The sequence below is a fragment of the Hymenobacter profundi genome (assembly GCF_019334315.1).
In the GTDB taxonomy this organism is placed as follows: domain Bacteria; phylum Bacteroidota; class Bacteroidia; order Cytophagales; family Hymenobacteraceae; genus Hymenobacter; species Hymenobacter profundi.
The window spans coordinates 1-25,478 of the sequence record NZ_JAHWGL010000028.1 but is presented as its reverse complement, the minus strand read 5'-3'; the positions used below and the strand labels follow the sequence as shown (position 1 = coordinate 25,478).

21 protein-coding genes and 1 riboswitch are annotated in these 25,478 nt (G+C 57.9%); of the genes, 13 read left to right on the top strand and 8 right to left on the bottom strand.

Going from position 1 to position 25,478, the window contains the following annotated elements:
- Positions 1 to 321 precede the first annotated feature (321 nt).
- From KYK14_RS09075 to KYK14_RS09030, 10 genes are all read left to right on the top strand, one after another.
- The gene (locus KYK14_RS09075) at positions 322 to 1,206 is read left to right on the top strand and encodes an alpha/beta hydrolase (RefSeq protein WP_219158573.1); all 885 of its coding nucleotides are present in this window, start codon (positions 322 to 324) and stop codon (positions 1,204 to 1,206) included.
- A 226-nt stretch (positions 1,207 to 1,432) separates the two neighbouring features.
- The gene (locus tag KYK14_RS09070; RefSeq protein ID WP_219158572.1) at positions 1,433 to 2,848 is read left to right on the top strand and encodes an anthranilate synthase component I family protein; all 1,416 of its coding nucleotides are present in this window, start codon (positions 1,433 to 1,435) and stop codon (positions 2,846 to 2,848) included.
- Positions 2,849 to 2,893: 45 nt separating this feature from the next.
- Positions 2,894 to 3,466 carry an anthranilate synthase component II gene (locus KYK14_RS09065; RefSeq protein WP_219158571.1) on the top strand — a complete coding sequence of 191 codons (573 nt, stop codon included), beginning with the start codon at positions 2,894 to 2,896 and terminating at the stop codon, positions 3,464 to 3,466.
- A 138-nt stretch (positions 3,467 to 3,604) separates the two neighbouring features.
- The gene (gene trpD, locus KYK14_RS09060) at positions 3,605 to 4,594 is read left to right on the top strand and encodes an anthranilate phosphoribosyltransferase (RefSeq protein WP_185283093.1); all 990 of its coding nucleotides are present in this window, start codon (positions 3,605 to 3,607) and stop codon (positions 4,592 to 4,594) included.
- Positions 4,595 to 4,670: 76 nt separating this feature from the next.
- Entirely contained in the window at positions 4,671 to 5,492 is an 822-nt protein-coding gene (trpC, locus tag KYK14_RS09055; protein WP_219158584.1) for an indole-3-glycerol phosphate synthase TrpC, read from the top strand.
- 17 nt (positions 5,493 to 5,509) lie between these two features.
- Positions 5,510 to 6,208 (top strand): phosphoribosylanthranilate isomerase, encoded by a 699-nt coding sequence (locus tag KYK14_RS09050; protein WP_219158570.1) that lies wholly within the window; start codon positions 5,510 to 5,512, stop codon positions 6,206 to 6,208.
- Between the two features lie 63 nt (positions 6,209 to 6,271).
- On the top strand, positions 6,272 to 7,477 hold the full coding sequence (gene trpB, locus KYK14_RS09045) for a tryptophan synthase subunit beta (RefSeq protein ID WP_219158569.1): 1,206 nt from the start codon (positions 6,272 to 6,274) through the stop codon (positions 7,475 to 7,477).
- A gap of 147 nt (positions 7,478 to 7,624) precedes the next feature.
- Complete coding sequence (trpA, locus tag KYK14_RS09040; RefSeq protein ID WP_246601763.1) at positions 7,625 to 8,407, top strand: tryptophan synthase subunit alpha; 783 nt, start codon at positions 7,625 to 7,627, stop codon at positions 8,405 to 8,407.
- A gap of 50 nt (positions 8,408 to 8,457) precedes the next feature.
- Positions 8,458 to 9,471 (top strand): 3-deoxy-7-phosphoheptulonate synthase, encoded by a 1,014-nt coding sequence (gene aroF, locus KYK14_RS09035; RefSeq protein ID WP_208305940.1) that lies wholly within the window; start codon positions 8,458 to 8,460, stop codon positions 9,469 to 9,471.
- 376 nt (positions 9,472 to 9,847) lie between these two features.
- Positions 9,848 to 10,579 carry a phenylalanine 4-monooxygenase gene (locus KYK14_RS09030; RefSeq protein ID WP_243900078.1) on the top strand — a complete coding sequence of 244 codons (732 nt, stop codon included), beginning with the start codon at positions 9,848 to 9,850 and terminating at the stop codon, positions 10,577 to 10,579.
- Between the two features lie 168 nt (positions 10,580 to 10,747).
- Here the strand turns inward: KYK14_RS09030 and KYK14_RS09025 are convergent, their stop codons facing one another.
- From KYK14_RS09025 to KYK14_RS09000, 6 genes are all read right to left on the bottom strand, one after another.
- Positions 10,748 to 11,605 (bottom strand): dienelactone hydrolase family protein, encoded by an 858-nt coding sequence (locus tag KYK14_RS09025; protein WP_219158568.1) that lies wholly within the window; start codon positions 11,603 to 11,605, stop codon positions 10,748 to 10,750.
- Between the two features lie 109 nt (positions 11,606 to 11,714).
- On the bottom strand, positions 11,715 to 13,022 hold the full coding sequence (locus KYK14_RS09020) for an ABC1 kinase family protein (RefSeq protein ID WP_219158567.1): 1,308 nt from the start codon (positions 13,020 to 13,022) through the stop codon (positions 11,715 to 11,717).
- Between the two features lie 218 nt (positions 13,023 to 13,240).
- A complete protein-coding gene (locus tag KYK14_RS09015; protein ID WP_185283101.1) occupies positions 13,241 to 13,873 on the bottom strand; it encodes a TetR/AcrR family transcriptional regulator in 633 nt (210 codons plus the stop codon).
- A gap of 44 nt (positions 13,874 to 13,917) precedes the next feature.
- Positions 13,918 to 15,228 (bottom strand): cryptochrome/photolyase family protein, encoded by a 1,311-nt coding sequence (locus tag KYK14_RS09010; protein ID WP_219158566.1) that lies wholly within the window; start codon positions 15,226 to 15,228, stop codon positions 13,918 to 13,920.
- A 150-nt stretch (positions 15,229 to 15,378) separates the two neighbouring features.
- A complete protein-coding gene (locus KYK14_RS09005; RefSeq protein ID WP_219158565.1) occupies positions 15,379 to 16,095 on the bottom strand; it encodes an SDR family NAD(P)-dependent oxidoreductase in 717 nt (238 codons plus the stop codon).
- A gap of 138 nt (positions 16,096 to 16,233) precedes the next feature.
- Entirely contained in the window at positions 16,234 to 17,499 is a 1,266-nt protein-coding gene (locus KYK14_RS09000) for a homoserine dehydrogenase (protein WP_219158564.1), read from the bottom strand.
- Positions 17,500 to 17,662: 163 nt separating this feature from the next.
- A riboswitch (SAM riboswitch) is annotated at positions 17,663 to 17,770 on the bottom strand.
- Between the two features lie 268 nt (positions 17,771 to 18,038).
- Between KYK14_RS09000 and KYK14_RS08995 the strand changes: the two genes are divergently transcribed.
- Positions 18,039 to 21,485, top strand: coding sequence for a pyruvate carboxylase (locus KYK14_RS08995; RefSeq protein ID WP_208305946.1), 3,447 nt, complete (start codon positions 18,039 to 18,041; stop codon positions 21,483 to 21,485).
- A gap of 99 nt (positions 21,486 to 21,584) precedes the next feature.
- Here the strand turns inward: KYK14_RS08995 and KYK14_RS08990 are convergent, their stop codons facing one another.
- Positions 21,585 to 22,052, bottom strand: coding sequence for an META domain-containing protein (locus tag KYK14_RS08990; RefSeq protein ID WP_185283106.1), 468 nt, complete (start codon positions 22,050 to 22,052; stop codon positions 21,585 to 21,587).
- A gap of 155 nt (positions 22,053 to 22,207) precedes the next feature.
- Here KYK14_RS08990 and KYK14_RS08985 point away from each other — a divergent pair, with 155 nt between their 5' ends.
- Entirely contained in the window at positions 22,208 to 22,981 is a 774-nt protein-coding gene (locus tag KYK14_RS08985; protein WP_219158563.1) for a hypothetical protein, read from the top strand.
- Between the two features lie 40 nt (positions 22,982 to 23,021).
- Positions 23,022 to 24,326 carry a M20/M25/M40 family metallo-hydrolase gene (locus KYK14_RS08980; RefSeq protein ID WP_219158562.1) on the top strand — a complete coding sequence of 435 codons (1,305 nt, stop codon included), beginning with the start codon at positions 23,022 to 23,024 and terminating at the stop codon, positions 24,324 to 24,326.
- Positions 24,327 to 24,474: 148 nt separating this feature from the next.
- On the opposite strand, the gene KYK14_RS08975 is transcribed toward KYK14_RS08980, so the two are convergent.
- Positions 24,475 to 25,326 (bottom strand): transporter, encoded by an 852-nt coding sequence (locus KYK14_RS08975; protein ID WP_219158561.1) that lies wholly within the window; start codon positions 25,324 to 25,326, stop codon positions 24,475 to 24,477.
- Positions 25,327 to 25,478: the final 152 nt, after the last annotated feature.

Here is a 25,478-nt window from a genome sequence, read left to right as displayed (position 1 = left end):
ATACTATGATAAAACCTATAAAAACAATTGTGATCTAGGTGTTCAGAAGACACGCTTAGTCGAGGCCCAGACATTTGCCGAGTGCCGTTGGGTATTTGCTACCGCAAACGTTTGGGTAGTCTTAATATAGTATGTTAATTACGAACAGGTTATGAATAGGAGACCTTGCTTAACTAACGAAAATCAGTTTGCAAAGTAATTTGTATAAAATGAAGATAGTATGTTGAAAAAAAGATTGTGAGCAACTGTTTTCTGCTAAATCCTTTCTATAAATTTTGCTCATTTGCTGGCAAGCTAGAATCAGACTAGAATAGAGAAAATATGCGCGAGAGTAAGTCAGCGGTAGTGCGTATGCTAGGGTGGGGGCGACTAAGTAGCATCTGCTTAACTTCAATCTGCTGGTCGGTATCGGTGCAGGCGCAAAAGCCGCACACAGTTTCCCCTACCGTCACGACGCTGGAAGTAACAGTGACCCAGTTGCATCGCACGCGCCGGGTGTGGGTGTACTTGCCATCCGACTACACAACCAGCCACCGTCGCTACCCAGTGCTGTACTTGCAGGATGGCCAAAACGTATTTGATGAGGCAACCAGCTTCAGCGGCGAGTGGGGCGTAGACGAAACCTTGAACCAGGAAAAACGTGCCGCTATAGTGGTAGCTGTAGACAACGGCGGCGACAAGCGCCTGGACGAGTACTCGCCCTGGCGCAACCCGCAGTATGGTGGGGGTGAGGGTAGGGAGTACGCGGCCTTCTTGGTCGAAATGCTCAAGCCTTACATCGACCAGCACTACCGCACCCGGCCTGGACGGCGCCATACGGGCATTGGCGGTAGCAGCATGGGCGCGCTCATTAGTGTGTACGCTGCCTTGCGCTACCCACAAGTGTATGGCAGGGTAGGGGCTTTTTCGCCGGCGCTGTGGTTTGCGAAGGATTCGCTGGACAGCTTTGTGCGGCAGGCCCAGCCGGGGCGTGCTACCCGGTTTTATATGGTGGCCGGCGCACAGGAAGGTGAAACGATGGTGCCCTACATGGCCGAGCTGCGCGACCAGTTGCACCAGGCTGGCGTGCCAAGCCGGCAGCTGCATTACACAGTGCAAGCGGACGGAAAACACAGCGAGTGGTTCTGGCGCCGCGAGTTCCCGGCGGCCTATAAGTGGCTGTTTGGTGGAATTTCGGCCGAAACCAAAAAAACACTTGCGCCGTAAACTCGGCTGCTTACCTTTGTGACGCGTCGAACAGACGCTTCTTCAACTCATGAAAACGCAACTTTTCCTGCAAGCTTGGTGGTGGCCTCTCCGAAACTCCGGACGGGATACCCTGTGCGTGCGGTGAAGTATACTACTCCGCATACTCCAACAGAAAGCCCGGCCGACCGCCGGGCTTTCTGTTTTTTAGCCCTTCTCTACCTCCAACCTCGCTACGCCCTGCCGAATGCCGCATTTCACGCTTAAGTCTCGCCACCTGCGCGTACTAGCCGACACCGTAACGCCCGTGGGCCTCTACCTGCGCCTGCGCGACCGATACGACAACTGCCTGCTGCTGGAAAGCTCCGACTACCATGGTCAGCAAAACGCCTTCAGCTACCTGGCTTGCGACCCACTGGCTCGCTTTGAGGTGCGGCGCGGGGTAGTGAAACAGACGTTTCCCGATGGCACCGTCACCACCGAGACGCTAACCGAGCCCCGCGCCGCGCTGGCCCGGCTACAGGAATTTTCCCAGAGCTTCCAAACGGAAGAGGACGGCTTTGATTTCATTACGGGAGGCCTGTTTGGCTACCTGGGCTACGAGGCGGTGCAGCATTTTGAGGATCTCGATTTGAATGCGGCCAAGCAAGCAGCTGGCGATATTCCGGAGATGCTGTACGGCACCTACCGCTACGTCATCGCCCTCAACCACTTTCGCAACGAGCTGTACGTATTTGAGCACACGCTGCAAGACGACGCTGTGGACGAGGATGGCCTGAAGCGGCTGGTCAATCTCATTCGCAACCCCTCCTTGCCGGAGTTTCGGTTTCAGACCCAGGGTGAGGTGGAAACCAACCAGACCGACGAAGAATTTCTGCGGGTGCTGGCCCAGGGACAGCAGCATTGCCTGCGCGGCGACGTGTTTCAGATTGTGCTGAGCCGGCGTTTCCAGCAGGGCTTCACCGGCGACGAGTTCAATGTATACCGGGCGCTGCGCTCCATTAACCCTTCGCCCTACCTGTTCTATTTCGACTACGGCAACTTCAAGATCTTCGGCTCCTCGCCCGAAACGCAACTCCTTATTAAGGGTAGCAAAGCCAGCCTGTACCCCATTGCCGGGACTTTCCGCCGCACCGGCCACGATGCCGAGGATGCCGCCGCCGCCGAACGGCTGGCGCTTGACCCTAAGGAAAATGCCGAGCACGTGATGCTGGTAGACCTGGCCCGCAACGATTTGGCCCGCCACGGCGACCAAGTAGAGGTGAAAGTGTTCCGCGAAATTCAGTTCTACTCCCACGTTATTCACTTGGTAAGTGAGGTGACGGCCCAGCTATTACCCGGCACCAACCCCCTACAGGTAGTGGCTGATACCTTTCCGGCTGGTACGCTTTCGGGGGCGCCCAAGCATAGTGCCATGCAGCTTATTGATAAGCTGGAACCGACAGCTCGCGGCTACTACGGCGGCTGCCTAGGCCACCTGGGCTTCAATGGCGACTTCAACCACGCTATTATGATTCGTTCCTTCCTCAGCACCGATAACCAGCTCTACTTCCAGGCCGGTGCCGGGGTTGTAGCCGCTTCCGACATTAACTCCGAACTCAACGAAGTGCACCACAAGCTGGCCGCCCTGCGCAAAGCCCTGAAAGAGGCCGAGCAGGTGTAGGGTAGGAAAACGTGAACCTCAGAACAGCTTTAGCTTTTTAGTCTGATGAAAATTCTTGTCCTCGACAACTACGATTCCTTTACCTACAACTTAGTGCAGCTACTGCGCGAACTGGGCTACGGCGACCAAACCACCGTCGTCCGCAACGACAAGCTGACGCTGGAAGAGGTAGAGCAGTACGATGCCATCATGCTCTCGCCCGGTCCTGGTGTGCCAGCCGATGCGGGGCTGATGCCGCAAATCATTCAGCGCTACGCACCTACCAAGCGCATGCTGGGCGTGTGCCTGGGCCACCAGGGCATTGCTGAGAGCTTTGGCAGCACGCTCTACAACCTGCCGGCCGTGCTGCACGGCATAGCCACCGATGCTGATATCGTCACTGGAAACGACCGGTTGTTTGCCGGCCTACCCACGCAGTTCAAGGTAGGGCGCTACCACTCCTGGGTGGTGCAGCCCGACTCCATACCCGCCGAGCTGGAAGTGACGGCCATTGATGCGCAGGGTCAGGTGCTGGCCTTCCGTCACCGCGAGTACGACGTGCGCGGCGTACAGTTCCACCCCGAGTCTATCCTGACGGAGTACGGTAAGGAAATGCTGAAAAACTGGCTGGAAGGGTAGGGGCACGTTGTCCTCGCCCGTCGGTGCGACGCGCTAGAGCTAACAGTTCCGCATAAGTACCTACTCGTTGTTTTAAGATTTGTCAGTCGTTCCCACGGGCGGCAGCAAGCCGCTCCTACCTCGAAAATTCCCTCCCACGTGAAACACCTTCTCAATACCTTATTCGACCAACAACCCCTGACCCACGCCGAGGCCCGTGAGGCCATGACGCAAATTGGCCAAGGCGGTGCTAACGCCTCCGAAATGGCGGCCTTCATGACCATCTACCGGATGCGGCCTATCACGGTGCCGGAGCTGGCGGGCTTCCGCGACGCGCTGCTCGAACTTTCCCGCGACCCGGAATTGGGCACGCACGACGTGGTGGACATTGTGGGCACGGGTGGCGACGGTAAAGACACGCTCAACATCAGCACACTGGCGTGCTTTGTGGTGGCGGGCGCAGGCTACCCGGTAGCCAAGCATGGCAACATTGGGGTGTCGTCAGTGTGCGGTTCGGCCGACGTGTTGGGGAGCTTGGGAATCGAGTTTGGGGTAGGCAACGACGTGCTGAAGCGGCAGCTAGAGCGGGCGAATATCTGCTTTCTGCACGCGGCGGCGTTTCATCCGGCCATGCGCCACGCTGGGCCTATCCGGCGGGAGCTGGGCGTACGTACGTTCTTCAACATTCTAGGGCCGTTGGTGAATCCGGCGCGGCCGCGCTACCAGGTAGCGGGCACGTTCAGCCTGGAACTGCTGCGTCTTTATCAATATCTCTTTCAGCAAACCCAGACGCGTTACACCGTGATTCACGCTCTGGATGGCTACGATGAACTCTCGCTAACCGGCGCGGCCAAGGTAGCCACCAGTACTGGTGAGCGGGTAGTAACGGCCGCCGACCTGGGCCTGACGACCACCACGCCCGCCAGCTTGGCCGGTGGACGCACGGTGGAGGAGTCGGCTCGGCTGTTTCTGGATGTGCTGGAGGGTAGGGCCACGCCCGCCCAGCGCGACGTGGTGACGGCCAATGCGGCCCTGGCCATTCAGTGTCGCGAAACAGAGTTTACCTTTGCGCAGGCCCTAGCGGCGGCGCAAGAATCCCTGGATTCGGGGCGGGCCCGCGAGGCGCTGCGCCGCTTACTGGCCGCTTAATTTCACTTTGTTTGAACGCCCACCACGCGCCGAAGCGTTTCTACGGCGCACTACGGTGGGAAACTGCAACCGCACGATGTCGACTGAAACCATTCTCGATAAAATCATCACCCACAAGCGTCGCGAGGTAGCCGAGCGCCGCGAGCTGGTGCCCACTAAATTGCTGGAACGCAGCCTCTATATGGACGCGCAGCCGCTGAGCCTGCGCCGCTACCTGCTTCGCGACGACCTCAGCGGCATCATTGCCGAGTTCAAGCGCAAGTCGCCCAGCAAGGGATTTATCAACCAGTATGCCCCCGTGGAGCGCACTACCCTGGGCTACATGCAGGCGGGCGCTTCGGCTTTGTCGGTGCTGACGGATACGGAGTTCTTTGGCGGTAAAACCGAGGACCTGACCATTGCGCGGCGCTACAATTTCTGCCCTATTCTGCGCAAGGATTTTGTGATTGACGAATACCAGATCATCGAAGCCAAGAGCATGGGCGCCGATGTGGTGCTGCTGATTGCTGCCGTGCTATCGGCTGACGAGGTGGCCCGTTTGGGCAAATTTGCCCGTTCGCTGGGCCTGGAAGTGCTGCTGGAAGTGCACAACGCCGAGGAACTCACCCGCACGCTGCACTCTGACGCTGTAAGCTTAGTAGGCGTCAACAACCGCAACTTGCACGATTTCTCCGTAAGCCTGGAAACTTCCGTGGCATTAGCCGAGCAGATTCCGGCGGAGTTTGTGAAAGTAACCGAAAGCGGCCTCACCTCGGCTGCTGACATTTCCTACCTGCGTGGCGTGGGCTACCGGGGCTTCCTGATGGGCGAGGCCTTTATGCGCCACAGCCGACCCGAGAAGGCGTGCGCGGCGCTGGTGCAAGAGCTGCGCGCTACGGAGCCGGCTATTGTTCTTTAAATTTCCACTACTACCGTATGTTTCCTACTCCACTTGCTACCTATCCTTTGTCATCCGTCAACAGCCCCGGTCTGCGCATCAAAGTGTGCGGCATGCGCTCCGACAACAACATCTGGGAGGTAGCGAAGTTGGGCGTGGACTTTATGGGGTTCATCTTTTACGCGAAGTCGCCGCGCTACGTCGTGCCGACACTCGACGTAAAAATGCTTGCCAAGCTGCCGCCGTCTATCCTGAAGGTAGGTGTGTTCGTGAATGAAACAACGCCTGTTATCCAACAGCGTGTGCAGGAATACGGCCTCGATTTGGTGCAACTGCACGGACACGAGTCGCCTGCGCAGTGCGCCGAGTTGCGTGCGGCGGGCATCCTCATTATCAAGGCTTTTTCGGTGGGAGCAGATTTCGACTTTGCGCAGGTAACGCCCTATGCAGACTGCTGTAACTACTTCCTATTCGATACCAAAGGCCCAGCGCTGGGGGGCAACGGGACGACCTTCGATTGGCAGTTGCTGGCTGAGTACCCGTTGTCGGTTCCCTACTTTCTGGCTGGCGGACTCGATCTGGCGCACGCGCAGGAACTGCAAACGCTACGCCTACCCGGCCTCTTCGGTATCGATCTGAATAGCCGCTTCGAACTGGCGCCCGGCGAGAAGGACGTAGGTAAGCTGCGTCAGCTGTTTCAGAAGCTCCGGCCCGGCAGCAACATTTCGAGCGTCTAACGGCGGCTTTTTTCTACAACTACCAACCATCATGCGCGCCCAGCGCGACCTTTGGCTCTACCTATGGCTACTTCTGCTTTTGCTCCCAATGCCCGCGGCTACTACGGCCAGTTTGGCGGGGCTTTCATTCCCGAAATGCTCTACCCCAACGTGGAAGAGCTGCGCAACCAATACCTGGATATTCTGGCCGACCCCAGCTTCCAACAGGAATACCAGCAGCTGCTGCGCGATTACGTGGGCCGGCCTACCCCGTTGTTTGAGGCGAAACGGCTGTCGGCAAAGTACAACACGCGCATCTACCTGAAGCGCGAGGACCTGTGCCACACTGGTGCCCACAAGGTGAACAACACGGTAGGGCAGATTTTGCTGGCGCAACGCCTAGGCAAAAAGCGCATTATTGCCGAAACCGGCGCTGGCCAGCACGGCGTGGCTACAGCCACGGTGTGCGCCCTCATGGGCCTGGAGTGCATTGTGTACATGGGCGAAATCGACATGGAGCGCCAGAAGCCCAACGTGTACCGCATGCGCCTGCTCGGGGCCGAAGTGCGCCCCGCTACTAGCGGCAGCAAAACCCTGAAAGACGCCACCAACGAGGCCATCCGCGACTGGATCAGCAACCCCGTGGACACGCACTACATCATCGGCTCGGTGGTGGGCCCACACCCGTACCCCGATCTGGTGGCGCGCCTGCAAGCCGTTATCAGCGAGGAGATGCGTAAGCAGCTGCTGGAAAAAACCGGTTCCGAGCTGCCCAACTATGTGGTGGCCTGCGTGGGCGGCGGCTCCAACGCGGCCGGCGCCTTCTACCATTTCCTTGACGAGCCGGATGTGAAGCTGGTTGCTGTGGAAGCAGCTGGGCACGGCGTCGATTCCGGCCACTCGGCGGCTACCTCGGTGCTGGGTAAACCCGGCATCATCCACGGCTCGCGTACGCTGCTGATGCAGGACGAGGACGGTCAGATTACCGAGCCCTACTCCCTCTCCGCTGGTCTCGACTACCCCGGCATCGGCCCTCTGCATGCCTACCTCGGCGACTCGGGCCGTGCGCGCTTCATCGCCATCACCGATGATGATGCCCTGCGCTCCGTGGCAGAGCTGAGCCGCCTCGAAGGCATCATTCCAGCCCTCGAAACCGCCCACGCCCTGGCCGCCCTCGATCAAATTGGGGCTGGGCCGGATGATGTGGTGGTAGTGAATTTGTCGGGTAGGGGAGATAAGGATTTGGAAACGTATCTGAAATACGCTGAAAAATTAACGGAGCAGAAATAAAAAGGGCTGGTATTATTCCATCTGTCATCTTGAGCTTGCGAAGGACCTTCTCACAGTATAACGACAATCGTTCAGTGAGTAACCAAACGTGAGAAGGTCCTTCGCAAGCTCAGGATGACAGACGGAACGATGACACTGAAATACCCCATGAAAGACCGTATCAAAACCACCTTTGAGCAGAAGGGTAAGAAGTTGCTCAACGTTTACTTCACCGCCGGTTATCCTACCCTGGAAGCTACAGTGCCGCTCATTGAAGCCGTAACCGAAGCCGGCGCCGACCTCGTGGAAATCGGGATGCCCTTTTCCGATCCGCTGGCTGACGGGCCGGTGATTCAGCACAGCGGCACGGTGGCTCTGCAAAACGGCATGAACATGCGCGTGCTGTTCCGCCAGCTGCAAGGTGTGCGCCAACGCGTGCCCGATGCGCCCATTCTGCTGATGGGCTACCTGAATCCGGTGATGCAATTTGGGGTGGAAAACTTCTGCCGCGAAGCCGCCGAAGCCGGCGTAGATGGCGTCATCCTACCCGACTTGCCGCTCGACGATTACGTGGAGGAATATCAGGAGATTTTCCGCCGCTACAACCTGCGGCCGGTGTTCCTCATCACGCCCCAAACCGCGCCCGAGCGCATCCGTCGCATCGACGAGCTGACCGATTCTTTCCTCTACCTCGTCTCCGGCCCCGGCACCACGGGCAGCCAGCAAGGGCAGGCCGAAGGCGTGCAGGAAGCCTACTTCCAGCGCATCGAAGCCATGAACTTGCGCAACCCGCGCCTCATCGGCTTCGGCATTGGCGATAAGTCGTCCTTCGACCGCGCCTGCCAATATGCCGAAGGTGCCATCATCGGCTCGGCTTTAATTAAAGCAATGGATGGGGTAGACGATGCCCCCGCCGCTGCCCGTCGGTTTGTGCAATCGGTCCTGAACTAACTGTTTTCCTGTCATCCTGAGCTTGCGAAGGATGACAAGCCACTTTCTCCATGCTCATTCAACTAGAACCCGCCATTTCTTCCGAAAATCGGGAGGCGATTATCAACCGCATTAAAGCGGTGAACTACAAAGTCACGGAGGTGACCACGCAGCGCGCGCACTACCTCATCGGCATTGGTAAGGCCGATTTCGACATTCGCACGGTGGGCCAGTTGCCGGGCATTGTGGACATCCACCGTGTGTCGGACGACTACAAGCTGGTGTCGCGCAAGTGGCGCGTGCGCCCTACCGTCCTCGACCTTGGCGACGGCGTGCGCATTGGTGAAGGCACGCTCACGCTGGCGGCCGGCCCGTGCAGCATCGAGAGCGAAGCCCAAATGGAAAGCATCATGCAGCACTTGGTGGAGAATGACGTGCGCATCATGCGCGGCGGCGTGTTCAAGCCACGTTCCTCGCCCTACTCATTTCGGGGCCTGGGCATGGATGGGCTGAAACTATTTCACCAGTTAGCCCGGCAGCACGGCATCAAAATCGTGACGGAGGTGATGCAGGTGTCGCAGGTAGAGGAGATGCACGACTACGTAGACGTGTTTCAGGTAGGCGCCCGCAACACGCAGAACTTCAACCTGCTGGATGCACTGGGCGGCGTGGACAAGCCCGTAATGATTAAGCGGGGGATTTCGGGTTCTATTGAAGAGCTGCTGTCATCGGCCGAGTATGTTTTCTCCGGCGGCAACGAAAAGCTGATTCTCTGCGAGCGGGGTATTCGTACGTTCGAAACGGCCTCACGCAACACGCTGGATCTGAATGCAGTGCCCATTCTGAAAGAGAAAACCCATCTACCCGTCATCGTAGACCCTTCGCACGGCATTGGTATTCGAGATTATGTGGCCGATATGGCCTTAGCTGGCGTGATGGCCGGTGCCGATGGCATCATCTACGAAGCCCACGAAAAGCCGGAGCAAGCTGCCTCCGACGGCGCCCAAACCCTGAATTTTGCCGAATCGGCGCGCCTGATCCGCAACCTACGCCGCGTCTATGCCCTGCGGCAGGAGCTGGAATAGCTGCCGTCGAGCTTGGACTTAACCAAGGGATAAAGAAACCATAAACCTGGATGATCTATTGCGTAATTGGCAATATAAAGGCTTGTTTAAAATAATAATTTTATTGTGAGTTTATATTATGTGAAGAATTTATAGATTTAATCAACTTTTTTTGATAAAATCTTTCGGGAAGAAGTATCAAATTAAAAATATTCTCTATATTTGTTTTGTCATGCAGCAACAATCTGTCAAACACTTTACCCTGATGAATATTCGTCCCGCGGAGGACGGAGTCGGGCGGTATTGCCAGTACGGAAGCTAATTCATGACGTACGAAGCTGTAAACCACAAAAGCCCGACTCCTCCCGGAGGCCGGGCTTTTTTTATGCCAAAAGCTATGGATACGCAACACTACCATCACTACACCACCCAAGACCAATTGGTCTGGAAAGTTTTGTTCGACCGCCAAACTGCCCTGCTGCACAAACGAGCGGCCGTAGCATTTGAGCAGGGTCTGCAACAGATTGGTTTTCAGCGTACAGCTATTCCTCGCTTCGAGGAAGTGAGCGAGCGGCTGCGGCGGCGTACGGGGTGGGAGATTGCGCCCGTGGGTGGTGAGTTGGATGCTTCTACCTTTTTTGGCCTGCTAGCCGACCGCAAGTTCCCGGTTACCACCTGGATTCGGTCTATGCAGCAGTTCGATTTCATTGAGCAGCCCGATCTGTTTCACTGCGCCTTCGGCCACTTGCCCTTGCTGCTAGACCATGCGTTTGCCGATTTCCTGCACTTCTTGGGTAGGGTGGCCGGCCAGCACCTGCACGACACGGTGGCACTGCAAAAGTTGGCGCGGCTTTACGGCTTCACGGTGCAGTTCGGCCTCGTGACCGAAGGCGGCAGCACGCGCATCTACGGCGCGGGTTTACTGTCATCGGCAGGCGAGATTCATCACTGGCTGAATAGCACCGACGTGCGCCATCCGTTTGATCTGGCTACTGTACTGCACACGCCGTATTCTGAGGCGCACTATCAGGACCAATATTTTGTGCTCAACTCCTGGGAGCAGCTAACCGAAAGTGTAGCCGAACTGGCGGCCTTGCTGGCTAGTAACTGGCAATTGGCGGTGCGGTAGGGGAGAGGTGGGCAATTGTTATTAGAGAAAAGGCCCTGTCATCCTGAGCTTGCGAAGGACCTTATCACGATAGAACAAGACGTTGCTACGTCAGTCGTTCAGGCGTGATAAGGTCCTTCGCAAGCTCAGGATGACAGGGCCTTTTCTCTGATAACTATCTACCTATCCTTACTTCAACTTGAAGCTTTTCTTCAAATACGCTACTGCCAAATCGTGGGCTTCGTCGGCGTAGGCTTTGTTGTAGTTGGGATTGCTGGGGTTGGCAAAGGCGTGCACAGCATCGTAATTTTTCACGGTTAACTTTTTGCCTGCGGCGGCCATGTTTTTCTGGAACTGCGCCACTACTTCGGGCGAAATACTCTTATCCTGCAGTGCAAAAATGCCGAGTACATCGGTGTTCAGCATTTTCAAACGCGTTACGTCTTTCTCGGGCATCCCGTAGTACATCACGCAGCCTACTGCCTGCTTGCTAGCGAGCAGCGCCGTTTGCAACGACCAGCCGCCCCCGAAGCACCAACCAATGCTGGCAATCTGCGCTTTCGGTCCAGCATACTGCATAGCACCTTTGATGATAGCCTCGGCCCGACTGGTTTGCACACTCTGCATCAGCTTGCCGGCCTCGGCGGGCGCGGTGGCTACCTGGCCGTCGTAGAGGTCGAGGGCGATGATGTTGACGCCGGGCATTTCCCGCGCAAAGCCAGCAGCTTCGCGCTTGATGTAATCGTTTAGGCCCCACCATTCGTGAATCACGAACAGGTATTTGGTGGAAGGCGTGGCGCTTTTGAGCATAAACGCCTTGGCCGTTTTGCCATCTGGGGTAGGGTAGGAAACCATATCGCCGGCGCCCTGGTAGGTATAGGGTAAGGGAGCGTCGTGGCCACCTACAAAGGCGTCATCGTTAGCTAACATCGCAAAGGCTTCGGTGGCAGCAGTGGGTTTGGTGCAGCAACTCATCATAGCACTCTGAGCCGAAGCGAAGGTGACGGTACTGAAGAAAAACACCAGCAGGGAGAGAATTTTTTGCATACGTGTGGGAAGAGTGTGGACGCTTAACGGGCGCCCGATGGAGAGAAAATTAAGGGTAGACAGTGTGCCTACCCTGTATCTGTCAACGATGGGCGTGTGCAACGCGCCCCTACGCCGTTCGCACTTCGGCGCCTAGCTCAGCTAACAGCGCGTAAAGTCCCACGTAGGTACGATTGACGTAGATGAAGTGTCGCGAACCGCGTGGTTCACGCTGCTTGCGTAGCTCGGGTTCCTGCATCAGGTCGTCGCCGAGGGCATACACCGCCTGCATATACGCTGGGTCGCCGAAGTTGAATACGGGCTGATGGAAAGGCCGTGCCACCAGCTCCAACGAAATACGCAGCGTGCGCAGATACAAGTCGCGCAGAGTAGGGGCATCGTCGGGACGAAGGACTTCGAGCTGGGTGAGCAAGTCGGTGAGGCGGGCGTCGTCGGCTAGTACTGCTGGGTCGAGTAGGGCGAAAAAGAGCTGGTAAAAATCGGCTGGAATATTCTTCACGCAGCCAAAATCCAACACGCCCAGGGTCCCGCCGTCCGTAGCATCAAGCAAGAAGTTGCCGGGGTGAGGGTCGGCGTGCACTTGGCGTAGCGTGTGCATCTGGTAGGCGTAGAAGTCCCAGAGCGCCTGCCCAAGTTGATTGCGCACGGTCTGAGTGGGATTAGTCGCCAGGAACTCCTTGAGGTGCTGACCCGGTAACCAGTCCATTGTAAGGATGCGGGCGGCAGACAGGGTAGGGTAGTACGTCGCAAAGCACAAGTGCGGAATGTGGCCGCACTGAGCCGCAATTTCCTGCCCGCGACGTAGTTCTAGTTGATAGTCCGTTTCCTCCAGCAAGCGGGTTTCCACCTCTTCCAGGTAGGGCCGCATCGTGGCTTCATCCAGTCCCAGCACACGCAAGGCCACGGGCTTCACCATCCGCAAGTCCGAACGGATGCTGTCGGCCACGCCGGGGTATTGCACCTTCACAGCCAGCGCTTTACCATCCTTCTCGGCAAAATGAACCTGCCCAATGCTGGCGGCCTGGCGGGCGTTCAACTCAAACGTGTCAAATAGCTCAAAAGGCGACTTGCCAAACGCATCCCGGAACGCCTTCACAATCAGCGGCCCCGACAACGGCGGCGTTTGGTACTGGGCTTGGGCAAACTGCTCGGCATAAGCTGTGGGTAGGATGTTCTTCTCCATCGCCAGCATCTGCGCCACTTTCAGCACCGAGCCTTTCATCTCGCTCAGCGCGCCGTACAGTTCCTCGGCGTTGGCTTGGTGCAAATCGGCCGTAGCGCTTTCCGCACCCACAGCTCGCTTGGCGTAGTGCTTCACGTAGTTGGCGCCAACGTTTAAGCCCGTTTTGGCGAAACGGGCGGCGCGGGCCACCTTAGTAGTGGGTAGGGAAACGAGTGGCTTAGTAGGTTCGGACATTGTGGCTGTTGAATACTGTACTAACGTGGACCCCACCCCCCGGCTCCCTCCCCTCCGGGAGAGGGGGAGCCAGATGATTTAGCTGTTAGCTGATAGCTGTTGGCTGTTAGCTTTTCCTAGAACCGAGCTATCGGCTAGTAGCCATCAGCTAACAGCTCCGGTAAAGGCTCCCCCTCTCCCGGAGGGAAGGGGGCCGGGGGGTGGGGTAATCGTCGACCCTACCGGCTCTGCACCAGAAACCGCACGAAGTCCACGGCGGAATCCAGGGTGTTGCGGCCTACCAGGTCGAAGCTCAGTGTCACGGCTTTCTCGATGGCCGCGTCGGTGCGCTCGAAGCCCAGGGAATCGTCTTTGGCGAAGAAGCCCAGCACAAACAGCATCTGCTGCCAGAAAGCGCGCGGATATTTCTCCTGAATCATGGGGCGGGAAGCCACTTCCTCGGTACGCCGACCGTCGCGCAGAATATCGGCCACGAACTGCTCGAAGCCCTGGCGGAAATCGTCCAGAATACGCGGTGTCATACCGGGCATCTTGGAGAGCGAGTAGCGCAACGACCACAACGCGTAGCTGCGGTTTTGCTTCAGAATTTCCAGCAGCGTGTAGTAGAAACCCAGCAGCTTTTCGCGGGCGCCGTACTGCTCCCATACGGGCTCCTCGGCGGCGCGGGCGCGGGCCTGGCGCCCAAAATCAGCCCAAATCTCGCGGTCGATGGCCGCGAAGGTAGAGTAGTGCTGGTAGAATTCGGCCTCGGTAGCGCCTAGCTTATGCATGAGCTTGTAGACCGAAACCGGCGGCTGGCCTTTGCGCAGCACGTAGTCGAGATAAGCGAGTTTGATAGCTTCCTTTTCCATGATGGTATAACCGTTGAGTAGGGGTTTAAGTTGCCGATAAAAACCTATTTACGAGCGGCGCGGTAGGCATCCAGCGCACGTTGGCGGGCCTTCTTGTGGTCCACTATCGGCTGGGGGTAGGCGTCGGTGCCGAACTCGGGTATCCAATCCTTCACGTACTCCAGCTTCGGGTCGTATTTCTGAAGCTGACTTTCGGGGCTGAAAATGCGAAACCACGGTGCCGACACCACGCCCGTGCCAGCCGTCCATTGCCAGTTGCCAATGTTGTTGCTCATGTCGTAGTCGATGAGCTTGTCGGCGAAATACTGCTCACCCCATTTCCAGTCGATCAGCAAATCCTTAATCAGAAAGCTGGCCGTGGTGATGCGGGCGCGGTTGTGCATCCAGCCGGTTTCATTGAGCTGACGCATGCCGGCATCCACCAGAGGGTAACCCGTGCGGCCCTCGCACCACGCCGCAAACTCCTCCTGGTTGTTGCGCCACTTGATGTGCCGGAAGGGCTTATCGTAGCTTTCCTCCACGGTTTCAGGGAAGTGCCAGAGCAGCATCATAAAGTAGTCGCGCCAGATGAGCTCGTCCAGTAGCTTATCGTTTAGCTCCTGTGCCTTGCCCATCATCTGCCGCACGCTGAGCGTGCCGTGGCGCAGGTGCACCGAGCGGTGCGTGGTGCCGTGGTCGTCGGCGAGGCGGTTGCGGGTTTTGTCGTAATCCTCTACGTAATTTTTATTGGGTAGGCGAGCGGGCGGTACGGGCTGCTCGTAGCGTTCAAACCCCATGTCGGAGAGGGTAGGGCGAGCCGGAGCATGCGCAATATGGTGCAGGTTTTCCTTGGTGAATAACCGCCGCGACGGCCGTTCCTGGAAGCTGTCGTCCTGCAAAGCGGCCCGCCAAGCCTTATTGTAGGGACCGTATACTTTAGGCGGTGTGCCCGATTTGGTCAGCACCTCGTCCTTAGCAAAAATCACCTGGTCTTTGTGCGTTGTAAAGGGCACATCGTGCTTGCCCAACAGTTTGCCAATAGCCTCATCTCGTTGGCGGGCGTAGGGCTCGTAGTCCTCGTTGGTGTGCACAGCGGCCAAGTCATAGTCCTTCAACAACTGCTCGAAGACCTCCTCCGGCTTGCCGTAGAACACCAGCATAGTACCGCCGTTGTCCTGGGTTTCCTGCGCCAGCTGCTCCACGGCGTCGTAGATGAACGTCACGCGGGCGTCCTGCTTGCTGGGCAGCTTATCCAGAATGTCGCGGTCGAAAATGAACAGCGGTATTACCGGCGCATTGTCTTGCAAAGCGGCTGCTAGGCCGGTATTATCGGTGATGCGCAAGTCGCGCCGGTGCCAGAAAATCGTGATTTTCATAAGGGTTGTTTCTTATGCAACTGAAAAATCTGTCATCCTGAGCTTGCGAAGGACCTTCTCACGCTAGAACGACAAGTTTACCAACGACTCGTTCTAGCGTGAGAAGGTCCTTCGCAAGCTCAGGATGACAGATTACAAAACATCACTGCCTTACTTCAACCGGCCCATGCCACCATCCACGGGCAAGACTTGGCCCGTGATGAAGCTGCTGTGGTCGGATAGTAGGAACGACGTCATGTAGGCCATATCCTGGGGCTGCCCCACGCGCTGCAAGGGGTGGCGCTTGGCGCTGGCCTCGGCCTTCTCGGGGGTGTTGAGGAGGGTAGCGGCCAGGGGCGTATCGGTGAGGGAAGGCGCGATGCAGTTCACGCGGATGTTGGCGCCGGCGTACTCGGCGGCCAGGGCGCGGGTGAGGCCTTCCACGGCGGCTTTCACGGTGGCTACGCTGGTATGAAAACTCATGCCCGTTTCGGCGGCTACGGTGCTGAAAAGCACAATGGAAGCGCCATTGGCTTTTTTCAGCCGCTTCACCACAGCCTGCATCACTTGCACAGCGCCCAGCACGTTCAGCTCAAAATCCTGCCGAAAATCAGCCGGCGCAATGCGCTCGAAGGGCCGTAGCCGAATGCTGCCGGGGCAGTATACCACACCGTGCAAGGTGTCGGGTAGGGAGTCGAAAGCGGTAGCGGCAAGGGGCTGCGTAACGTCGAGGGGTAGGAAGGTGGTGCCCAACTCGGCCAGCTCCGGCGACTCGTGCCGCGAGGCCGTGAACAGATTGGCTTTCAGGCCATGCAGCAGGTGAGCTGTAGCCAAGCCAATACCGGAGGATGCACCTACCAGGAGAATATTCTTATCAGCAAATTCCATGAAAAGCGAAGCAAGTGAACGGTTGAGTTTCTGCTACGCAGGAATGGCTGTAGGTGGTTATTACCAGCTCAAAAAAGCTCGACAGCTAGCAGGATTCTTTCCCGATAGCCGTCGAGCTATAAGTTGATAGACAATCAATTACTCGGCAAAATACGCGGCGGCTCCGGCGAGCTGGGTATCGGCGGGCTGGGCGGTAGCGGCTGCCCGCAACGGGGTAGGGAGGCGCACTACGCAAATGCCGGGCAGCCGCAGCCACTCGGCTTGCGCCAGTTGCGCCAGCCCAATGGTGCCCGTGAGATAATGTCCGCGCACGGCCGAGCGGAAGGTTTCGTGCACCCGCGTGAAGTCGGCTTCTTGGGGGGCATGCTCGTCCGTGAACGTCACCAGCACGTCTACTTCAGCAGCGTCGGGCGTCAAGGCTGAGTCAACGTTCTGGCTGATTTTCTTGTACTCGTAGCGGTAGCCGTAGGTAAGGGCCGACAAGTCGCTGAGCACGGCCGAGGCGGTAGGCACCGCGCCTGCCCCGCGGCCTAGGAAAAACTGCCGGTCGGCAAAGCCGCTCTGGGTGATAAGGCCGTTGTACTCGTCCTGCACTCGTGCCAGCTCGTGCTCGGGCCGCACCAGGGTAGGCAGTACGGCAGCCGCCACGTTGCCGTCGGGGAGGCGGCGGGCTTCGGCAATGAGCTTGAGGGCCAGCCCTTTCTCGCGGGCGTAGTCCGAGGCCAGGTCGCTGAGGCGGTCGATGCCTACGGCTAGGATTTGCTGGGGCGAGGTCACCAGTCCGAACGCGTGCGTGAGCAGCAGCACCAGCTTGTTGCGGGCGTCCAGACCTTCCACATCTAAAGCAGGATTGCTCTCGGCGAAGCCCAACGCCTGCGCCTTGCTTAGGGCCTCGGCAAAGGAAATGGCATCGCGGTGCATGGCCGTGAGAATGTAGTTGGTGGAGCCGTTGATGATGCCCTCCACCGCTTCCAGTAAGTCGGTGTCGTAGTATTCCTCCAGGTTCCGAATGACGGGCAAGCTGGCGCAGGCGGCAGCCTCATAGAGCAACGGAGTACCGGTTTGACGCTGCAATTCTATCAGCTCGGGCAAGTGCTCGGCCAACATCTTTTTGTTGGCCGTCACCACGGCTTTGCCCCGGCGCAGGGCCTCGGTCACGATGTGGTAGGCTTCGTCAGCGTCGTCAATCAGCTCCACAATCACGTTCAAGGACTCATCATTCAGCAGATCGGCGCGGTCGAACGTGAATAGCTCGGTGGGTAGGCTGCGCTGCTTGGCGCGGTCTTTCACGCCAATGCGGCCAATGCGGGCGCGCAGGCCGGGCGTGCGTTCCAAAACAGTGTGCAGGCCCTGGCCTACCACGCCAAAACCAAATAAACCAATACGGATGTCGGAGCGAGTCATGCGGAAAACGGAATCAAGGCAGCGGCTACTGCCGTAGGTGAGGGAAAATTCCGCCTCCATCCCAAAGCATCTCACCAAGATTTCTTCCCGAAAAGGCCTAAAAAAAAGCCCTTCCGACAAGTCAGAAGAGCCAAACCCCAAAACGGGGCGCCGAGCCTTTCGTAACTTATCTTCATCTGCTGTCGCAGATTCAGGATGTAGCACCTTGTAGCTATGACTACCGGTTGCTAAGGCATCGCAGGGCCTGTCCCTCCGCCTTTCTTGATAAGTGCTCCGTTGTGGGAGCGGTAGGGCAAATATACGAGGCCCGCGGTTGGCGGCAAGTATTTGCTTTCGTACTTGCTCGTAGCACTACTCACACTCGCCTCCGCACTCGCTGTACTATGCCGAGCGAGTGCGAAGGTGAGTGCATGAGTACAAAATTGAATGGAAGTGCCTAATAATTGTCATTTTGATCGTAAAAAGCAGCCTTTTTTGTCCTTTCTGTTAAATTATTGCCTAGTTTGAGGCCGCGCTGACTAAAACACCTCTACCTACTCATGAATATTCGCAAACTCCTCGTTGCCAATCGGGGCGAAATTGCCATTCGCGTAATGCGTGCCGCTACCGAATTGGGCATCACCACGGTAGCCGTATACACCTTCGAGGACCGCTACTCCCTGCACCGCTACAAGGCTGATGAGGCCTATCAGATTGGCGAAGACGACGAGCCGCTGAAACCCTACCTCGACATTGAAGGCCTGCTGCGCATAGCCAAAGCCAACGGTGTAGACGCCATCCACCCCGGCTACGGGTTTTTGAGCGAAAACGCGACCCTAGCCCGGCGCTGCGGCGAGGAAGGCATCATCTTCGTGGGGCCGCGGCCCGAAGTGATGGAGGCGCTCGGCGACAAGGTGCGCGCCAAGGAAGTTGCCTTGCGCGAGCAAGTGCCTATTATTCAGAGCAGTGAAGAAGAGTTGAATGACTTCGAAACAGCTCGCGCCGAGGCCAACCGCATCGGCTACCCCGTGATGCTGAAAGCTGCCAGCGGCGGTGGGGGAAGGGGCATGCGCGTCATCCGCGACGACGACCAGTTGGAGAAGGGCTTCTTCGAGGCCCGCAACGAAGCCCTGAAAGCCTTCGGCGACGACACCGTATTCCTCGAGAAGTTTGTGGAGCAACCCAAGCACATTGAGGTGCAGGTGGTGGCTGACGCCTACGGCAGCGTAACGCACCTCTACGAGCGCGACTGCTCGGTGCAGCGCCGCTTCCAGAAGGTAGTGGAGGTAGCGCCCGCTCTGGGCCTAGCCGAGGAACTACGCGAGCAATTATACGACTACGCCCTGCGCCTGGCCCGCGCCGTGAACTACAACAACGTGGGCACGGTGGAATTTCTGGTGAAGCCGGAGGAAGGTGAGATTTACTTCATTGAGGTGAACCCGCGCATTCAGGTAGAGCACACTGTCACGGAAATGGTCACGGGTGTCGACCTCATCAAAACCCAGCTTTACATCGCGTCGGGTTACCACTTGCAGGACCCCGAAATCAACCTCGACCCGCAGGTGCGGCCCCGCATTACGGGCTTTGCGTTGCAGTGCCGCCTCACCACCGAAGCGCCCGAAAACGACTTCAAGCCCGACTACGGCACCATTGTGGCCTACCGCTCGGCGGGCGGTTTCGGTATCCGGCTGGACCAGGGCTCGGTGTACCAGGGCGCCAAGATTCTGCCGTTTTTCGACTCCTTGCTGGTGAAGGTGTCGGCCCAGGCGCCTACCCTCAAGGAGGCGGCCGAGCGGATGCTGCGCACCCTATCGGAGTTCCGGATTCGGGGCGTGCGCACCAATATTCAGTTCCTGCAAAACATTGTGGCGCACCCTGATTTTCAGAATGGTAGCGCCACCGTCGACTTCATCAAAGACCATCCCGAGCTATTCAAGTTTGAGGTGCGCCAAGACCGTGGCACCAAGCTGCTGACCTTCTTGGGCGACATCATCGTGAACGGCAACCCCGACGTGCACGGCGCCCAGGACCCGGCCCGCGACCTGCCCAAGCCCAAGCTACCCCACTACGATGCCACCGCGCCCTACCCCCCCGGCACCAAAAACCGCCTTACCGAACTAGGTCCTGAGGGCTTTGCCAAGTGGCTGCGCGAGGATACCCTCATCCACTACACCGATACTACCCTGCGCGACGCCCACCAGAGCCTGTTGGCCACGCGCATGCGCACCTTTGATATGCTGAAGGTGGCGGAGCGCTTCGCCAAGCAGCACCCCCAGACGTTTTCGCTGGAGTGCTGGGGCGGTGCTACCTTCGATGTGGCCCTGCGCTTCCTGCACGAAGACCCCTGGGAGCGCCTGGCCAAGCTGCGCGAGGCCGTGCCCAACATCCTGCTGCAAATGCTGATCCGTGGGGCCAACGGCGTGGGCTACAAGGCCTACCCCGACAACCTGGTAGAGCGCTTTGTGCAGCAAAGCTGGGAAACCGGCATCGACGTGTTCCGCATTTTTGATTCGTTGAACTGGATGCCGGGTATGGAAAGCTGCATCCGGTTTGTGCGCGAGAAAACGGGGGGGCTAGCCGAGGCTAGCATCTGCTACACCAACGATTTGCTGGACCCGCAGAACAAGAAATACAACCTCGATTACTACCTGCGCCTGGCCCGACAAATTGAGGACGCCGGTGCAAACATTCTGTGCATCAAGGACATGGCGGGCCTCCTGAAGCCCTATGCCGCGCAGGAGCTAATTGCCGGCCTGCGCGATACCATCAGCCTACCCATCCACCTGCACACCCACGACACCAGCAGCCTGCAAGCCGCTACCTACCTCAAGGCCGTGGAGGCTGGGGTGGATGTGATTGACGTCGCTCTGGGAAGCCTGTCAGGGCTCACCTCGCAGCCCAACTTCAACGCCACCGTGGAGATGTTGCGCCACACGCCCCGCCATCGCGAGTTCGACCAGCAGAGCCTCAACGAGTTCAGCAACTACTGGGAAGGCGTGCGCACCTACTACCAGCCGTTTGAGTCGGGCCTGAAAGCTGGGTCGGCCGACGTGTTCCAGCACGAAATTCCAGGCGGGCAGTACTCCAACCTGCGCCCGCAAGCTGTAGCGCTGGGCCTGGGCGACAAGTTTGAGCTGATTAAGAAGACGTTTGCCGATGTCAATCAGCTCTTTGGCGACATCACCAAGGTCACGCCTTCTTCGAAAGTAGTAGGCGATATGGCGCTATTCCTGGTGTCCAACAACCTCACGACCCAGGATGTGTGGGACAAAGGCCAGACGCTAAACTTCCCCGAATCGGTGCAGAGCCTGTTTCGCGGCGATATTGGGCAGCCCGAAGGCGGTTGGCCCGAGGGCTTGCAGGAGATTATCCTGAAAGGCCAACCGGCCTACACCGAACGGCCTAACGAGCACCTCGAAGCCATCGACTTTGATGCGGAGTGGAAGGTGTTTCAACAGAAGTTTGGGCCGAGTGTGGAGTTCACGGACTTGCTTTCCTACCTGCTCTATCCTAAAGTGTTTGAGCAATACTGGGCCTTTGTGCAGGAGTACGGCGACGTGTCGGTGGTGCCCACGCGGTTGTTTTTCTACGGCCTGCAACCGGGCGAAGAAAGCATCATCGACATTGCCCGCGGCAAGAGCATCATCGTAAAATTCCGCTCCCTAGGCATTGCCAACGACGAGGGCAAGCGCACGGTGTTCTTCTCCATCAATGGCGAAACCCGCAACTTGGAAGTGCGCGACCGCTCGGTAGAAGTAGTGAAAGTACAGCACGCCAAGGCCGATAAAGCCAATCCGCGCCAGGTAGGAGCACCATTGCAGGGGCTGCTGTCGCGCGTATTGGTGGAACCTGGGCAGGAAGTGAAGCGCAACGCCCCGCTGTTCATCATTGAGGCCATGAAGATGGAAACCACCATCACCGCCCCCGACGATACCACCGTGGAAGCCGTAACCCTGGAAGAGGGCACCCTCGTGAATGCCGACGATTTGGTACTGACATTGGGGTAGGAGTTTATAAAAGCAGTTAGCCGTTGGCTGCTAGCGCTTAGCTTTCGTTTACTGAAAGGCTAAGCGCTAGCAGCCAACGGCTAACTGCCTTTATAAACTCTACTCCGGCGCTTCGCCGGCGTGAAACTGTGCTACCACTTGCGTACCTGCAGGGGCACCCAATAGGCGGAGGGTGTCACCTTCTAGCTGATAGCGCGTGGTTGTTTCGAGGGCGTTGAGGTAGCGGGTTTCCAGGGACACACGCGGGCAGGCCATCTTAGTCGACATAAGCGGCGAAAAGCTCAACTGATCGTTGGCAGCCAGAGTGAAGCGGCCCCGGAAGCGGTTGCAACCAGCTTGTCCTTCGGCGCGGTTGCTGCTGTCAGCAGCCAATGTCAGGTATATTTCCTGGCTGTTTTCGGGGGTAGTTACGGCAGAATCGCCTAGTTGCTCGAGTACCCAATACGTACCGCGTAGGGGCGTGGTGGTTGCGGTGGGCGTTTGAGTGGTTTCGGCAGGCTCGCGGCCGGCGCAACTGCCGAGCAGTGCCGCGGTGATTACGGAAGCGAAAAACGAAGAAATACGCATGAGATAGATGAGGGAAAAACAAGGGAGTAGGCAACAAAGATGAAATCTTTTAGCTTGCCAATTGCTATTGGTCGCAGTCGGAAACGCTGGCAGATACTGCTACGCAAGCAGAACCGTTAGAACCAACAGTATAGTATCTACTAAAAAGCAATACCATGATGCAGTACGCAACTACACGTCGGGCAGTTGGTTGGGGTGGGATTATCGCCGGGTTGTTGGTAGGATTATCCGTCCAACAAAGTAGGGCCCAAGTAAGCCAGGTGCCTACCAGCGGCAGCGGCGTGATGGCTCAGGAAAACATCAACTCCATTGCGCGTGGTGGACAGGGCTACACCATTGATACGCGATATCAGGGCTTGGTAGGCTCGCCTTACGCTATTGCGCGCTGGCTGCCAGCCGTCGTCACCACCGACCACGACGTGAAGCTGCAACCCGTGCTGCTGAAATACGATGTGGTGCAGCAACTCCTTTACGCCCGTCAGCCTACTCGCACTGACTCGATGCTGCTGAACGAGAACCGCGTGAAAAGCTTCGTGCTGACAGATGCTACCGGCACGGTGCCTGAGCGCCGGTTCCGACGCTTCGTGGAGGCTCCGGAACCGGCGCAGGGCCGTGAGTTTGTGGAGGTGTTGCACGAAGGCAAGTACACGGTGCTCAAGCAGTACCAGAAGAAGCTGGAGCAAGCCAGCTACAAAGGCGCCTACAGCCAGGACAAGCGCTATGACGAGCTGGTAACCAAAGAAACGTACTACCTACGCCGGCCCGATGGCAAGGTAGTGCCCATCAATAAGCTCACGCTGAAAGCCTTGCAGAGCGCGGCGCCGGAGCTAGCAGCTAAGCTGAAAAGTGAGGCCGACCGCAACAAGAGCATGGGCAAATCGGAGGCTGACTTGATAGCGCTGCTGCGGGTAGTAGACCCAACAACGTGATGCAATTGTAGAACCTACCGCAAAGCAGTAAGCTTGTCCTATGAAACACTTCTTTTTACTTGCTGCTGGCCTATTGGTTGGCTCTCAGGCCACCGCCCAAAAGCAACCGGCCGTATCGGCGGCTACTGTGGAGCGCGTGGCCCGTACCCTCACCGCCGACGACATGGCCGGCCGCCCTAGCGCCGGCCCCGGCAACCTGAAAGCTGGTCAGTTTCTGGCCGCTGAGTTCAAGCGTATTGGCTTGAAGCCGCTGCCGGGCAAGGACAATTTTTTACAGGAGTTTGAGGCCTATGAAGCGCAGACGAGCGCCCGGACCGCCACTCTGAATGGTACGGCCCTACCCCCCGATAACATCGTGCTTTCTTCGGGTCTGCCCCAGGTGGACTGGACAAATACCGACGCGACGATACGCACAGTGATGGTAGGGGCGCAGGACAATCTGTTTCAGGTGGTGCGGCCGTTGCTGGATCTGCACGAAAACACCGTGGTCATTGTCGATCCGGCGCATCAGGCGCAGTTTAAGCGGTTGCTAGGATTGAATAAGGGGTCGGTGAAGGCCCAACAGCCAGCAGCACACGCCGTTGCAATGTTGCTGGCGACTGCACCGCTAGAAGGTGCTGCGCCTACCTACGCCGTAACGGCTACCACTACCATCAAACCCGTTGCTATGCGCAACGTGGTAGGGATACTACCCGGCCGCGACAAAAAGCTGGCCCCGGAAATGGTGGTTTTCTCCGCGCACTACGACCACCTGGGCATCACCCAGGCCGTAGCCGGCGACTCCATTGCCAATGGTGCCGACGACGACGCCAGTGGTACCACGGCCGTAGTGGCCCTGGCTGAGTACTACAAAAAGCAGAAAAAGAACGCCCGCACGCTAGTTTTCGCAGCTTTCACGGCAGAAGAAATCGGTGGGTTTGGCTCGCAGTATTTCTCTCGTCAGCTCGACCCAGACAAGGTGGTAGCGATGTTCAACATTGAGATGATTGGCAAGGTAGCGAAGTTCGGCCCCAACACGGCTTTCATCACCGGCTACGAGCGGAGCGACTTCGGCCCGCTGTTGCAGCAAAACTTGCAAGGCTCGCCGTTCCGCTTCGAGCCCGACCCGTATCCCGAGCAAAACCTGTTCTACCGCTCCGACAACGCCACGCTGGCAAAATTAGGCGTGCCAGCCCACACCATCAGCACCGACCAGATTCCCACGGACAAGCTCTACCACTCCGTCGACGACGAAATCGAGAGTCTGGATCTACAAAATATGACGTCCGTTATCAACGCCATTGCCCGCAGCGCTACCGATATCATATCAGGTCAGCAAACGCCCACACGCGTGGCGAAGGAGTAGGGAGTTAAGAAAAGGTGTGTCATCCTGAGCTTGCGAAGGACCTTATGCCCGCAGAACGACAGACGTCATAACGACTCGTTCTGCGGGCATAAGGTCCTTCGCAAGCTCAGGATGACACACCTTTTTTACTCACTATCTCACCACCTCACTACTTCGGCAGCCGCACGCTGAGGCCGGCGCCTACCTGCGGGGCGGCGCGACCTTCGCGCCAGGTGTTGCCGGCGTTTAGGTCGAGGCGCAGGCCGGGTAGGGGGCGCCAATAGAGGCCACCCGTGAGGCCCGGCTGCCAACCGTAGGTGCGTTGCCAGAAGGTATAAGTTTCCGCAAAAAAGCCAACGGTGGGCAGAATAGCACCATTTAGGGCCAATGTACCCAGGTATTGCCCTTGGCTGGTTCCTTCGGCCCGAAACCCACGTTGCCGAAATCCTACGTTGGCCTCCAGGCCGTAGCGCTGGCCCAACTGTTGCGACACTAGCAGGCGAGCTGCCGGCTCGTAGGTTTGATTAAGGTAGGACGCGTCACCGGTAGGCAGTGTCAGCTCAGTGAGTAGTACCACCTGAGAGCGGGCGTCTTGGTTGCTGGAAGCCAAGAACTTAGCGCCCACCGTAAGGGGCGCGAAGCCGTTGGGATAAGAGGGTAGGGTAGGTTGCGGCGCATCGCCAAGGGTAGGACGTGCGGAAACATCAGCCAAATAACCTTGCGAAGCCCGCAGCTCTATGTGGTTGAAAAACCCTACCCGCAATAGGGCCGACGAAAGCGTGCGGCGCGGCCCCAAGCCGTCCGGCGGCGCGTAGCGCAACGTCCCCAACTCTACCTGCACCTGGCCGGGATACAGCATGCTCGTCGTAACGGTTTGGCCGGGCCGGTCGGGGCGGAGGTTGCGGATAAAGGGTGTTTCTGCGTTGGCAACAGGGTCGGAGGGGAGGCTTTGGGCCAGGGTGCGGGCCGAGCCGGCGAGCAGGAGCAAGCCGGTAGCCGTCAGCAGAGTGGTCGTGCGCATAGCTCCCGACACGCTTGAGCGGCGGAAAGTTCAGTGGATGAGTCGGCGAGGTACGGGTGAAAAAAATGGATATTAAAAAACCGTCTGTCATCCTGAGCTTGCGAAGGACCTTATGCCCACAGAACGAGTCGTTATGACGTCTGTCGTTCACA

Coding starts and splice junctions, on each gene's coding strand:
- aroF (WP_208305940.1), top strand. CDS start 8,458: ATGCTCATTCAACTAGAACCCGCCATTTCTTCCGAAAATCGGGAGGCG.
- KYK14_RS09005 (WP_219158565.1), bottom strand. CDS start 16,095: ATGGAATTTGCTGATAAGAATATTCTCCTGGTAGGTGCATCCTCCGGT.
- KYK14_RS09020 (WP_219158567.1), bottom strand. CDS start 13,022: ATGTCCGAACCTACTAAGCCACTCGTTTCCCTACCCACTACTAAGGTG.
- KYK14_RS08990 (WP_185283106.1), bottom strand. CDS start 22,052: ATGCGTATTTCTTCGTTTTTCGCTTCCGTAATCACCGCGGCACTGCTC.
- KYK14_RS09075 (WP_219158573.1), top strand. CDS start 322: ATGCGCGAGAGTAAGTCAGCGGTAGTGCGTATGCTAGGGTGGGGGCGA.
- KYK14_RS09065 (WP_219158571.1), top strand. CDS start 2,894: ATGAAAATTCTTGTCCTCGACAACTACGATTCCTTTACCTACAACTTA.
- trpA (WP_246601763.1), top strand. CDS start 7,625: ATGAAAGACCGTATCAAAACCACCTTTGAGCAGAAGGGTAAGAAGTTG.
- trpC (WP_219158584.1), top strand. CDS start 4,671: ATGTCGACTGAAACCATTCTCGATAAAATCATCACCCACAAGCGTCGC.
- KYK14_RS09070 (WP_219158572.1), top strand. CDS start 1,433: ATGCCGCATTTCACGCTTAAGTCTCGCCACCTGCGCGTACTAGCCGAC.
- KYK14_RS08985 (WP_219158563.1), top strand. CDS start 22,208: ATGATGCAGTACGCAACTACACGTCGGGCAGTTGGTTGGGGTGGGATT.
- KYK14_RS08980 (WP_219158562.1), top strand. CDS start 23,022: ATGAAACACTTCTTTTTACTTGCTGCTGGCCTATTGGTTGGCTCTCAG.
- KYK14_RS09000 (WP_219158564.1), bottom strand. CDS start 17,499: ATGACTCGCTCCGACATCCGTATTGGTTTATTTGGTTTTGGCGTGGTA.
- KYK14_RS08975 (WP_219158561.1), bottom strand. CDS start 25,326: ATGCGCACGACCACTCTGCTGACGGCTACCGGCTTGCTCCTGCTCGCC.
- trpB (WP_219158569.1), top strand. CDS start 6,272: ATGGCTACTTCTGCTTTTGCTCCCAATGCCCGCGGCTACTACGGCCAG.
- KYK14_RS09050 (WP_219158570.1), top strand. CDS start 5,510: ATGTTTCCTACTCCACTTGCTACCTATCCTTTGTCATCCGTCAACAGC.
- KYK14_RS09015 (WP_185283101.1), bottom strand. CDS start 13,873: ATGGAAAAGGAAGCTATCAAACTCGCTTATCTCGACTACGTGCTGCGC.
- KYK14_RS08995 (WP_208305946.1), top strand. CDS start 18,039: ATGAATATTCGCAAACTCCTCGTTGCCAATCGGGGCGAAATTGCCATT.
- KYK14_RS09025 (WP_219158568.1), bottom strand. CDS start 11,605: ATGCAAAAAATTCTCTCCCTGCTGGTGTTTTTCTTCAGTACCGTCACC.
- KYK14_RS09030 (WP_243900078.1), top strand. CDS start 9,848: ATGGATACGCAACACTACCATCACTACACCACCCAAGACCAATTGGTC.
- KYK14_RS09010 (WP_219158566.1), bottom strand. CDS start 15,228: ATGAAAATCACGATTTTCTGGCACCGGCGCGACTTGCGCATCACCGAT.